Here is a 12,248-nt window from a genome sequence, read left to right as displayed (position 1 = left end):
AGCCGACGCGATGTGCGCGAACGTACCGGCGACCCGTCTCCCGAACGCAGTCATCTTTCCAATCCTTGAAAGAACCTTGGAGCAAGGCATGGCCTTCATGGCACACGTCGCACGCGCTCCGGAAGGGAGGATGTCGGTGAGCGTCCGGGAAGCCGACTTACGTTGGAGAGAAGAGCAACTGACTGCCGCCGACCATGGGTCGGCGCTACCGCCCCATACAAAAAGCCCCGACCAAGGCCGGGGCTTTTCGTACAACTGGTGCCGGAAATAGGAATCGAACCTACGACCTACGCATTACGAATGCGCCGCTCTACCAACTGAGCTATTCCGGCTGAGCAGGCAATTCTAGGGGCTGGGGAACAGCCGGTCAATCACCGGACCCGGGCAGCATGCAGCAGCGGCGGTAGATTGCTTCCGCCTGCTCGGCGGCCATCCGCTGCTGGTCCAGGGACAGGGCCTGGCGGGACTCGGCCAGCAGCGCATCGGACCAGAACGTGGGGCTCAGCCGTTGCAGCACCTGCCCGTAGGCGTAAGCCGCGACCGGATCCTTGACGGTCCGGTAACCACTTTCATGAACGCTCTGCAGGCCTGACAGCGCCTCCACGTTGCCGCCGTCCGCCAGCGCATGCAGGTAGCGCAGGGAGGTCTCACGCCACGCCAGTACGTCCTCCTCGCGCTCAGCCAGTTCCTCTGCCGACGCCGCACCCACCGCCGTTCGCACGTCGATCGCGTAGAGCAACTGCGCCTCCACCGAGCCCTGCTCGGCCGCGCGTGCCAGCCACGGCGCCTGGTAGAGCGCGGGGTCCTGGCTCAGGGCGACGCACTCGCCCAGGCGCACCTCCAGCTTGCTCAGGAAGTCCGGATCGGGTCGCATGCCGGCGCGCCGCATGGCCTGCCAGCTCGCTTCGGGTTCCCCGGAGATCAGATTCCTGCAGTCACGCACCGCGAGCTCGATTTCATACGTGGCAAGACCGTCACCCGCGTCCGAGCGCGGCTTCAGCGCGAGTACCTGTAGCTTCGCGTCCCCGGGAGCCCGCCACGCCGGGGGGCGGTGGATGCTGTAGGCCTTCGCGCCCACTTGCTGCAGCATGGCTGGATCGTAGGCGGAAGCTCCGGGGCGGCCTGAAGGCTGCCGGGGCGTGAGCTGTGCGACGGGCATTGCGCTGCCTGCAACACCCCCGACAAGGTCCGCTTCAACAGCCGACACCGTCCCGGGCTGCGCATCGCCACGCCAGCACCAGAGCGCACCGCCGATTGCCACGACCACCACTACGCATCCTGCGATTACCGCTGTCCTTCTCATCGCGTCCCGTGCTCCTGCTGCGTCGTCCTCATAGTGCCCTCAAACGTCACAAGCTGCACATGGCCCCAACGCCATTCCCGACAAGGTCCTGACACCCCTGTAGTACGCTGCCCTCCCCTGTACTCCCTCACATGGCCGTGAAAAATCCACTCTGGTTCTGGGGCGCATTCCTGCTGTTCTTCGCGCTGATGTTCGCCGTCGGCGTGCCCGTGATGATATACGGCCAAGCCAGTTACCCCGTGCCGCTGGAGGCCCGAATCGCGCCGGCGTGGGCGCTGACGATGCTGGCCGTCTCCGTGGGCTTGTGGCTGGGGCTGCTCTACGTCTACGTAGATACCCTCGTGCTCGCCGGAGTGCGCTCGGTGCGCCGGATGCACGACATCCTGACCTGCGGTGAGCCGCGCAATGCACTCATCGAGCAGGTGGTCTGCTTGCCCGGCAGCGTCGACGGTTTCCCGCAGCTGCGGCTGCGCCTGGCCTTCGACAATCTGTCTGGCACACCCATCACCGATGAACTCGTGCTGGTGGACAGCAAGCCGATGCAGCGGCGCTACGAAGTCGGCCGCACGCTGCCCGCCCGTTTGAGCCGCTCGCCCGGCCCCTATCCCAACATGTCCCTGGAAGGCGGCACGCCGGAGATCAACCACAGCACGCTATGGCTGCGCGCTTCGATCGGCGTGTTGTTCGTGGCAGTGGTCGCGAGTGCGTATGGCGTGGCGTGGCACCTGCAGAACGATGGACTGGGCTGGACGTTTCTCAGCCTTGGGCATCCGCTGCTGATCTGTCCGCTGGTGCTGTGGGTGTTCGTCGTTGGCATACGACTGTTGATGCGCCGGCTGCAAGCGGATGCGGCGGCCAATGCGCTGAAGTATCGCGGCGTGGGCACTGTTGCCATCATCGACGACGTACGGCAGACCGGTGCGTTTTTCAACGAACAGCCGCAGGTGGAGTTCCAGCTGCGGTTTACCGATGCGGCCGGACAGCCGCAGCGCGCGGTGATCCGGCGCTACGTGCCGTTGATTGATCTGGCGACGATTCCACGGGAGACGATGCGGATTATTTACGATCCCGGCAATCCGTCGCGTGTGCAGATGGATCAGGATGCTGCTCGCCGAGCATGGCTCGGCGCTACCGGGGCAGGCTGACCCTTGCAGATGGATCAGCATGCTGCTCGCCGAGCATGGCGATGCCGGCCGTCCTGGCCGGCCCCCTCCGGGCCGTCGTAAGCGACGTTGGCAGCGGCTCCTGCCGCTGCCTTCGGCGCTACCGGGGCAGGCTGAGCCTCAACGGTGAGGTCAGCGCGCCTTCCACAGCGCGGACAACCCATCGCGCGTGCCGGCAATCCGTTCCAGCGCGGGGTACTGCGCGCCGCCGTGGTAATCGATGCTGATCGGCATTACCCGGTCGAAATGTTTCACCAGCAGGGTGATCGGCGCCTTGCTGTCCCTGGAGCCGGCCACGACCTCCTTCAGGCGCTCGCTCTTGTACTCGCGTCCGTCCACGGCGATCACGGTCATGCCCGGTGCAAGACCGGCGTTGAAGGCCGGGCTGTCCCAGACCACGTCACCCACCACGCCGGCGTCGGTCACGGTAGCCCCGATGGAATAGGTCAGCAGTGCGGCCTTGGCGCGGGTTTCCTGCGCCTTGAAGGCCTCGTTCGGGGTATCACGGTAAGCCAGCTTCCAGCCCGCCATTTCCAGCCCGCCGATCAGCGATCCATGCCCATCCAGGCGCTCGCGCAGGAAGCCGGCCCAGTCCGCCGGGGCGATGGTGTTCAAGGTGGCCACCACGTCATCGAAGGTGTACGGATTGACGTCCCACGCGCCGTTGTCCATGCCGAAGAAGGCCTTGGCGAAATCATCCAGGCCACGCTTGCCACCGCTCAGCGCACGCAGCTTGCCCTCCACTTCCAGCCACAGCATCTGCCCGCCGGAATAGTAGTCTTCGCTCATCTGGTAGTTGCGGTACGCCAGACCACGGCGCTGGGCGATGGTCGGGTCGTTGGTGGTGTCCTGCAGCGGCCGCCAGGCCAGTCCGGGACGCCCGCGATCGAACGTCGCCGCCACGTTGGCGAGCATGTCACGCGCTTGGTCGGTACTCCACAGGCCCGAGCGCGCGGCCAGCACCTGGCCCCAGAACTGGGTCTGCCCTTCGTACACCCACAGCAGGCTGTCGCCCATCGGCACGTTGAAGTTGGCGGTTGCCAGGTCGGCACCTCGGCGGTACTTGCCGTTCCAGGAATGGTTGTACTCGTGCGGCAGCAGATCGCGCGCCCACCAGTTCTTGTCCCACTCGGTGAAGTAGCCCACATCGCCGCTGTTTTCGCTGGAACGGTGGTGCTCCAGCCCGATGCCGCCCAGCTTGTCGGTCAGGGCCAGCAGGAAGTCGTAATGATCGAAATGGCGTGCGCCGTACAGCTTGTCCATCTGCTGCACCAGCGCGCGGTGCGCCTTCAGTTGCTCCGCGCTGGCCTTCAGCGATTTGGCATCGTCGGCGAACACATTCAGGTGCACAGGCTGCTTCGCGCCGGGATCCAGGTCGAAGCGCTGGAAGTGCTCGCCGGCAAACAACGGCGAATCCACCAGGTGCTCATAGCTGATCGGCTTGAATACCACGGTGTCGCCGTCGCGGCGCTCGGTTTCCAGCGCGGTCGCATAGGACCAGCCGGCCGGCAGGGTCACGCTGGCCTGCGCCTGCAGCCCTCCGGCATCCACCCCGCTGGGATACAACGAACTGGCGTTCCACTGCAGGTTGAGCATTTCCGGGGTCATCACCACGCGGCCCTGGCTGCCGCCCTGCGAAGACAGGTAATTGAAGCGCGCCACCACTTCGGTGGCGCCCTGCGGCACATCCACCTTGAAGGCATACACGTTGAACTGGTCACGCTCCCACTTCAGCGGCTTGCCATTGGCAGTGACCTGCAGGCCGGCCAGTTTGTCGATCGGGCCACTGGGCGAATGGTTGCCCGGCAGCCACTGCGGATACAGCAGGGTCAGCGGGCCCGGCTTGGCCGGCACCGTGGCGGTGACCTTGAAGATGCGGCGGTCCAGGTCGCGTGCGTCGACGTTGATGCGCAGCGTGCCGGGCCAGGCACTGCCGGCTGGCGGCGGGGTCTGCGCGAGTGCCGGCGTTGTCGTCAACGAGAGCAGGACGGACAGCGCCAGGGCACGGGTTTTCATCGGCAGTTCCAGCAGAAGGGGAACCTTGATCCTAGGCCCACGGCAATGCCCCGCCCCATGGCCAAAGGTCACGGATCGGCCGGTGGCCGGATTGGGCAAAGTCGGGTGGGAATCGCCCGGAACGTCAAACGCAAAGGCGGCCGCTTCGCTCGCCGACCATCGGTCGGCGCTACCAGAGGCTGCGCGGCGGTCAGTCGACCAGACGCAGGCGCAGTTCCTTGGGCAGGGCGAACACCATCGATTCGGGTTCGCCTTCCAGCTCGCCGATGCCGTCGGCACCGAGTTCGCGCAGGCGGGCCAGCACGCCGTCCACCAGCACCTGCGGCGCCGATGCACCGGCGGTGACGCCGATGTGCTGCTTGCCGATCACCCACGCGGGATCGATCTCGTGCGCGCCGTCTATCAGGTAGGACTCCACGCCCTCACGGCGAGCCAGTTCGCTCAACCGGTTGGAATTGGAGCTGTTCGGCGAGCCCACCACCAGCACCAGGTCGCAGCGCTTGGCCAGGTCGCGCACGGCGTCCTGGCGGTTCTGGGTGGCGTAGCAGATGTCGTCGTTCTTTGGCCCCTGCATGGCGGGGAACTTGGCACGCAGCGCATCGATGATGCCGCGCGTGTCATCCACCGACAGCGTGGTCTGGGTGGTGTAGGCGAAGTTTTCCGGCTGGTCGAGCACCAGCGAGGCCACCTGCTCCACGTCTTCCACCAGGTAGATTTTCCCGGTGCCCGCTTCCTGGTTCCACTGGCCCATGGTGCCTTCCACTTCGGGGTGGCCGGCATGGCCGATCAGCACCACGTCGCGGCCAGCGCGGCAATGGCGCGCCACTTCGAAATGCACCTTGGTCACCAGCGGACAAGTAGCATCGAACACTTTCAGGCCACGGCGATCGGCTTCCTGGCGCACCGCCTGGGATACGCCGTGTGCGCTGAAGATGACCGTGTTGTTGTCCGGCACTTCGTCCAGTTCCTCGACGAAGATGGCGCCACGCTGCTTCAGGTCGTCGACCACGAAACGGTTGTGCACCACTTCATGGCGCACGTAGATGGGGGCACCGAGCGTTTCGATCGCGCGCTTCACGATCTCGATCGCACGATCGACACCAGCACAGAAACCACGCGGATTGGCGAGCAGGACATCCATCTATCAACGTCTCCCGGCGTCGGCCGGCTTGGGGGGTTACGGGGTCGTATTATCCGCTTTTTTGGACGACTTGCCCTCGAACAGGCCAAACACCGCGATACCGACGGCGCCTACCACGATCGCCGCATCGGCGATGTTGAACGAGGGCCAGTAGTGGTCGCCCACGTACCACTGGATGAAATCCACCACATGGCCGTGCACCTGGCGGTCGATCACGTTGCCGATGGCCCCGCCGATCACCAGCGCGAACGGCAGCGCGCTGCGCCAGTTGCTGCGGGCGGTGCCGTACAGCCACCACGCCATCAGGCCACTGATGCCGATCGCCAGCACGGTGAAGAAGTACTTCTGCCAGCCGCCGGCATCACTGAGGAAGCTGAACGCCGCCCCGGTGTTGTAGGTGCGGAACCAGTTCCAGAAGCCTTCAATGACCGGCACCGGCTCGTATTCGGGCAGGCTGGAGAGCACCCAGGCCTTGCTCCACTGGTCCAGGATGATGACCACCACCGACAGGACCAGCCAGATCAGCGCGTTCGGACGCGGACGGACGGCGGTCATCAGAACCACCGCCGATCTTCGCCGGCACCGTCGATGTTGTCGGCACAGCGGCCGCAGATCTCAGGATGTTCGGCCACGCTGCCCACGTCGGCACGGAAGTGCCAGCAGCGCACGCACTTGGTCTTGCTGGTCGGCTGGGCACTGACGAACACTTCGTCGGTGGTCGCCGGGCGCACCTGCACGTCACCGCTGATCAGCAGGAAGCGCAGTTCCTCGGCCAGCGGCTGCCAGCGTGCGGCCTGCTCTTCGCTGGCGGCGACGGTGATCTCCGCTTCCAGCGCGGCACCGATGGCACCGTTGGCACGCATCGGCTCCAGCACCTTGGACACCTGCTCGCGCAGGGCCAGCAGGTGGTCGAAATCGGCGGCGGACAGTTCGGCATCGGCCGGCAGCGGCGCCAGGCCGTCGTACCAGGTGTCGAACAGCACATGCGCGCTGCGCTCGCCCGGCAGGTAGCCCCACAGCTCGTCGGAGGTGAAGGTCAGGATCGGAGCGATCCAGCGGGTGAACGCTTCGGCGATGCGGTACATCGCGCTCTGCGCCGAACGCCGGCCGCGTGAGTCCTCGCCCATGGTGTACAGGCGGTCCTTGGTCACGTCCAGGTACAGCGAACCCAGGTCCACGCTGCAGAAGTTCAGCAGCAGCTGCACGATCTCGGCCATGTCGTAGCTTTCGTACGCTGCCTTGATCTTTTCCTGCAGTTCGAAGGCGCGGTGTACGATCCAGCGGTCCAGCGCGACCATGTCGTTGAGCGGGCGCAGGTGTACGGCCGGATCGAAACCGTCCAGGTTGGCCAGCAGGAAGCGTGCGGTGTTGCGCAGCCGACGGTAGGCATCGGCGTTGCGCTTGAGGATCTCCTGCGACAGCGACATTTCATTGCTGTAGTCGGCCGAGGCGATCCACAGGCGCAGGATGTCCGCACCCAGGGTCTTCATGATGTCCTGCGGCTCGATGCCGTTGCCCAGCGACTTGGACATCTTGCGGCCGTGCTCGTCCACGGTGAAACCGTGGGTGAGGCACTGCTTGTACGGCGCATGGCGGTCGATCGCCACGCCGGTCAGCAGCGAGGACTGGAACCAGCCGCGGTGCTGGTCGGAACCTTCCAGGTACAGGTCGGCCGGCTTGCCGAAGCCACGCGCCAGCAGCACGCCTTCGTGGGTGACGCCGGAATCGAACCAGACATCCAGGATATCGGTGACTTTTTCGTAGTCGGCTGCTTCGGCGCCCAGCAGTTCGGCGGCGTCCAGCGAATACCAGACGTCGATGCCGTCCACCTGCACGCGATCGGCCACGGCCTGCATCAGCTCCACGCTGCGCGGGTGCATTTCACCGGTGATGCGGTGGGTGAACAGCGCGATCGGCACGCCCCAGGTGCGCTGGCGGCTGATGCACCAGTCCGGCCGACCATCGACCATGCTCTGGATGCGCGCCTTGCCCCAGGCCGGGAACCAGCCCACGTTGTCGATGGCGGTCAGCGCGTCTTCGCGCAGCTTCGCCTTCTCCATGGAGATGAACCACTGCGGGGTGGCACGGAACACCACTGGCTTCTTGTGGCGCCAGCAATGCGGGTAGCTGTGGGTGATCTCGGCGAAGGCCAGCAGTGCGCCGGACGCACGCAGCACCTCCACGATCAGCGGCTGCGCCTTCCACAGGTGCACCCCGGCCAGCACGACATCGCCGGCCGGCGGGGTCGACGGCAGGTACACGCCCGCGCCGTCAATCGGATTGATTTCACCGGCGTGGTAGCGCTCCAGCAGGCCGTACTGCTGGCTGACCGCGTAATCTTCCTGGCCGTGGCCGGGCGCGGTATGCACCGCACCGGTACCGTCTTCGTCGGACACGTGGGCGCCGTTGAGCAGCGGGATATCGCGCTGCGGATAGAACGGGTGGGCCAGCAGCAGGTTTTCCAGCGCCGCGCCGTTGGCATGGCCGTGGCTGACCACGTCCTGCACCCCATAACGTACCAGCGAGCGGCCGGCCAGCGCGGTGGCCAGCACCAGCCAGCGACGGCCGCCGTTGTGCGCCGGGCCTTCCACCAGCGAGTACTCGATGGCCGCACCCAGCGACACCGCCAGCGATGCCGGCAGGGTCCACGGGGTGGTGGTCCAGATCGGCACCGCCACTTCCACGCCTTCGGGCAGGTCCACGCCGAAGGCCGCGGCGAGCGCCTTGGAATCACGCGCCGTGTAGGCCACGTCCACCGTCGGCGAGACCTTGTCCTGGTATTCGATTTCCGCTTCGGCCAGCGCCGAACCACAGTCAAAGCACCAGTGCACCGGCTTGGCGCCGCGGATCACGTGGCCATTGGCCACGATCTTGGACAGCGCGCGGATTTCGTTGGCTTCGAATTCGAAGCTCAGCGTCTTGTACGGGTTGTCCCAGTCGCCGGTCACGCCCAGGCGCTTGAAGTCGGCGCGCTGGATCTCGATCTGCTCCTCGGCGAACTCACGGCACTTCTGCCGGAATTCGACCGCATCGAGCTTCACCCCGACCTTGCCCCACTTCTTTTCGACCGCGATCTCGATCGGCAGGCCGTGGCAGTCCCAGCCCGGCACGTAGGGCGCATCGAAGCCGGCCAGATAGCGCGACTTGACGATGATGTCCTTGAGGATCTTGTTGACCGCATGGCCCAGGTGGATGCGGCCGTTGGCATACGGCGGGCCGTCGTGCAGCACGAACAGCGGGCGGCCGGCGGCGTTCTCGCGCAGCTGCGCGTAGAGCCCCTGCTCTTCCCAGCGCGCCAGGATGCCCGGCTCGCGCTTGGGCAGGTCGCCGCGCATCGGGAATTCGGTGGCCGGCAGATGGAGGGTGGCTTTGTAGTCCTGGCTCACGCAGTGGCTCGCAATCTATGTTCGGAAAGGATGGCGCGCGCCTGTTCGGCATCGCGGTGCATCTGGTCGGTCAGTGCCGCCAGATCATTGAACTTTTCTTCGTCGCGCAGCTTGGCCACGAACTCGACGTCGATGTGTCGACCGTACAGGTCGCCCTGGAAATCGAAAAGGTGGGCTTCCAGCAGCGGCTCCACGCCGTCCACGGTGGGGCGGGTGCCGAAGCTGGACACCGACGGCCACGGCTGCTCGAAAACGCCGTGCACCAGGGTGGCATAGATGCCCGACAGCGCTGGCGTCTTCGGGAAACGCAGGTTGGCGGTGGGATAGCCCAGCGTACGGCCCAGCTGGCGCCCGCGCACGACCCGTCCGCTGATCGCGTAGGGCCGCCCCAGCAGGTCGCTGGCGTGGTCGAAATCACCGGCCAGCAGCAGCTGGCGGATGCGGGTGCTGGAGATGCGCTCACCGCGCAGATGGACCGGCTCGATTTCATTGGCCTGGAAGCCGAGCTGGGCGCCCATCTGCTGCAGCAACGCCAGGTTGCCGCGCCGACGATTGCCGAACTGGAATTCCGGGCCGATCCACACTTCACGGGCGCTCAGCCGCTGTACCAGCAGGCGCTGCACGAAGTCCTCGGCCTGCATGGCGGCCATGCGCGCATCGAAACGCAGCAGGCCGATGGCATCCACGCCAAGTTCGCGCAGCATCTCCACCTTGCCGCGCGCCAGCGTCAACCGCGGTGGCGGCGTGCCCTGGGCGAAGAACTCGCGCGGCAACGGCTCGAAGGCCACGGCCACGGCCGGCACGCCCAGCGCGCGGGCACGGGCGACGGCGTGGCGCACCAGCGCCCGGTGGCCCAGGTGCAGGCCGTCGAAGGCACCAATGCAGACCACGCTTCCGTGCGGGAACAACGCCCCGCCCTCAACGCTTCGAAACAACCTGCTCATCAACTCCGCTCGCGGCCGGCACGGGCCGCTGGATCAACTGTGGTAACCATGAAGTATAGCCGTGGTGGCCGTGGATCAATGCCCACGCAGGTCGCGCGGACGCAGGCCCAGCGCCACCTGCACCAGCAGGTAGGTCGCCCCGCCCGCCCCGACCAGCAGCGACAGCGCGCCGATCCGCTGCCACAGGCCCATCGGCGAGAACGCCGGCAGCCAGTACAGCAGGGCCAGCAGCACGCCCACCATCGCCACGCACGACACCGCCAGGCGGACCAGGAAACGCGTCCAACCGGGGCGGCGCTCATACACGTCGGTCTTGCCCAGCCAGTACCAGAGCAGCCCGAGGTTCAGGTAGCTGGACAGCGCACTGGCGATGCCGAGCGCCAGGTGCAGCCCCGGCTGCTGGCCCAGCGCCTGCATGACGCCCTGCGCGCGCAGCTCCGCCGGCACCATCACGTGGTACAGCACCGCCAGCAGGGCGAAGTTGAACACCATGTTGGCCACCAGCGCGGCGATGCCGGCGCGCACCGGGGTGCGGGTGTCCTGGCGGGCGTAGAAGGCCGGCAGCACGACCTTCAACAACGCAAAGGCCGGCAGGCCGAAGCTCAGCCCGTACACCGCCAGCGCGGTCATGCGGGTATCGAACGCGCTGAACTGGCCGTGCTGGAAGATCGTGGCGATCAGCGGTTCGGCCAGCAGCAGCAGCCCCAGCATGGCCGGGATGGAGATCAGCAGGGTCATCCGCAGGCCCCAGTCCAGCGCATTGGAGAAGCCCGCGCGGTCGGTGCCGACGTGGTGCCGCGCCAATGCCGGCAGGATCACCGTGCCCAGCGCTACCCCGAACACGCCCAGCGGCAGCTCCAGGAAGCGGTCAGCCAGGGACAACCAGGACTGCGAGCCGTCGGTCAGTTTGGCGGCGATGACGGTATCCAGCAGCAGGTTGATCTGCGCCACCGACGAACCGAACAGGGTCGGGATCATCAGCGTCATCACCTTGCGCACGCCGGGGTGGTTCCAGCCCCAACGCGGCAGGGTGAGCAGGTTGATGCCCTTCAGCGAGGGCAACTGGAACAGCAACTGCAGCATGCCGGCCACCAGCACCGACCAGCCCAGCGCCAGAATCGGCACATCCATGCGCGGGGCCAGCCACAGCGCGCCACCGATCATGCACAGGTTGAGGATGACCGGGGTCAGCGCCGGCATCGCGAATTTCTGGAAGCTGTTCAGCGCCCCGCCCGCCAGCGCGGTCAGCGAGACGAAGAACAGGAACGGGAACGTCAGCCGGAACAGGTCGACCAGCAGGCCCTGCTTGGCCGGATCGGTGGTGGCGCCGCTGGCGAACAGATTGGCCAGCTGCGGCGCGAAGATCAGCGCCAGCGCCGTCACCACCATCAACACGCCAGCGAGCGTCCCGGCCACCCGCGCCATCAGGTCACGCAGCTCCTCGTGGCTGCGGGTCTCCTTCACTTCAGTGAACACCGGCACGAAGGCGGTGGCAAAAGAGCCCTCGGCGAACAACCGGCGAAGGAAATTAGGTACCCTGAAGGCGACCCAGAACGCGTCCGTCGTGGCGTTCGTACCAAAAGTCGTGGTGATGACGGTGTCCCGTACGAGCCCCAACACCCGCGAAACCATTGTCATGCTGCTGAACGACAGCAGGCCCCGCAGCATCTTGGGTGAACTCACTCAAACATCCTCTTGACAATCGACTTGACGTACATTTCTCGAGTCATCATACTAGCTAGCTTGCTGTTCCCATAACACCGATTTTTCAGGAAACCACCACCGTGGCCAATATCAAGTCCGCCAAGAAGCGCGCCAAGCAGACCGTCGTGCGCAACGCGCGCAACGTGGCTCAGCGCTCGATGCTGCGCACCGCTGTCAAGAAAGTGATCAAGGCTCTGGATAACAACGATGCAGCCGGCGCCGAAGCCGCTTTCACCGTTGCCCAGCCGATCCTCGATCGTTTCAGCGCGCGTGGTCTGATCCACAAGAACAAGGCTGCTCGCCACAAGAGCCGCCTGACCGCCCGCATCAAGGCCCTCAAGGCCGCCTGATCAGGCGAAGTCGCCCTCACCCCCAAGGTGTTGGCTGCTACTTGAAACCCGGCTCCGGCCGGGTTTTTTGTTGCCTGCGATTTGGGCTGGCGAACGGCTGAGCCCCTCGTGGTAGGTCGCGTAAAGCCCTCTCTGATTTGGGCCGGGCGGTGGGGCTGGTCGGGGGACGGCAAAAACTGCATCCATGCGGGCCTCGTTTCGCGGCGTCCCTGCCGCTCAACGCCCCCGCCCAGCCCCACCG

General features: G+C 66.0%; 9 protein-coding genes and 1 tRNA gene. 2 read left to right on the top strand and 8 right to left on the bottom strand.

The window, feature by feature from the left end:
- Positions 1-256: 256 nt before the first annotated feature.
- Both H9654_RS11930 and H9654_RS11925 read right to left on the bottom strand, forming a co-directional pair.
- Positions 257-332 (bottom strand) — tRNA-Thr (locus H9654_RS11930).
- 35 nt (positions 333-367) lie between these two features.
- Positions 368-1,090: a hypothetical protein gene (locus H9654_RS11925; RefSeq protein WP_191771011.1), complete on the bottom strand. Its 723-nt coding sequence runs from the start codon at positions 1,088-1,090 to the stop codon at positions 368-370.
- 344 nt (positions 1,091-1,434) lie between these two features.
- Here H9654_RS11925 and H9654_RS11920 point away from each other — a divergent pair, with 344 nt between their 5' ends.
- Entirely contained in the window at positions 1,435-2,448 is a 1,014-nt protein-coding gene (locus H9654_RS11920) for a hypothetical protein (protein ID WP_225212024.1), read from the top strand.
- Between the two features lie 150 nt (positions 2,449-2,598).
- Here H9654_RS11920 and H9654_RS11915 read toward each other — a convergent pair whose 3' ends face one another.
- The 6 genes from H9654_RS11915 to murJ form a co-directional block, all read right to left on the bottom strand.
- Positions 2,599-4,482 (bottom strand): M61 family metallopeptidase, encoded by a 1,884-nt coding sequence (locus tag H9654_RS11915; RefSeq protein WP_191771010.1) that lies wholly within the window; start codon positions 4,480-4,482, stop codon positions 2,599-2,601.
- 190 nt (positions 4,483-4,672) lie between these two features.
- Complete coding sequence (gene ispH, locus H9654_RS11910; protein ID WP_042615501.1) at positions 4,673-5,623, bottom strand: 4-hydroxy-3-methylbut-2-enyl diphosphate reductase; 951 nt, start codon at positions 5,621-5,623, stop codon at positions 4,673-4,675.
- 36 nt (positions 5,624-5,659) lie between these two features.
- Positions 5,660-6,178: a signal peptidase II gene (gene lspA / locus H9654_RS11905; protein WP_057509280.1), complete on the bottom strand. Its 519-nt coding sequence runs from the start codon at positions 6,176-6,178 to the stop codon at positions 5,660-5,662.
- The gene (gene ileS, locus H9654_RS11900) at positions 6,178-9,009 is read right to left on the bottom strand and encodes an isoleucine--tRNA ligase (protein WP_191771009.1); all 2,832 of its coding nucleotides are present in this window, start codon (positions 9,007-9,009) and stop codon (positions 6,178-6,180) included. Before ileS ends, lspA begins: the two co-directional genes overlap by 1 nt.
- The gene (locus H9654_RS11895; RefSeq protein WP_182655903.1) at positions 9,006-9,953 is read right to left on the bottom strand and encodes a bifunctional riboflavin kinase/FAD synthetase; all 948 of its coding nucleotides are present in this window, start codon (positions 9,951-9,953) and stop codon (positions 9,006-9,008) included. Before H9654_RS11895 ends, ileS begins: the two co-directional genes overlap by 4 nt.
- A gap of 75 nt (positions 9,954-10,028) precedes the next feature.
- On the bottom strand, positions 10,029-11,621 hold the full coding sequence (gene murJ, locus H9654_RS11890) for a murein biosynthesis integral membrane protein MurJ (RefSeq protein ID WP_191771080.1): 1,593 nt from the start codon (positions 11,619-11,621) through the stop codon (positions 10,029-10,031).
- Positions 11,622-11,737: 116 nt separating this feature from the next.
- Between murJ and rpsT the strand changes: the two genes are divergently transcribed.
- The gene (gene rpsT / locus H9654_RS11885) at positions 11,738-12,007 is read left to right on the top strand and encodes a 30S ribosomal protein S20 (protein WP_042614258.1); all 270 of its coding nucleotides are present in this window, start codon (positions 11,738-11,740) and stop codon (positions 12,005-12,007) included.
- The last annotated feature ends 241 nt before the right edge of the window (positions 12,008-12,248 follow it).

Source organism: Stenotrophomonas lacuserhaii (assembly GCF_014836545.1).
Lineage (GTDB): Bacteria > Pseudomonadota > Gammaproteobacteria > Xanthomonadales > Xanthomonadaceae > Stenotrophomonas > Stenotrophomonas lacuserhaii.
Note: the sequence above shows the minus strand (reverse complement) of the source record. Positions and strands in the feature narration are given on the sequence as shown.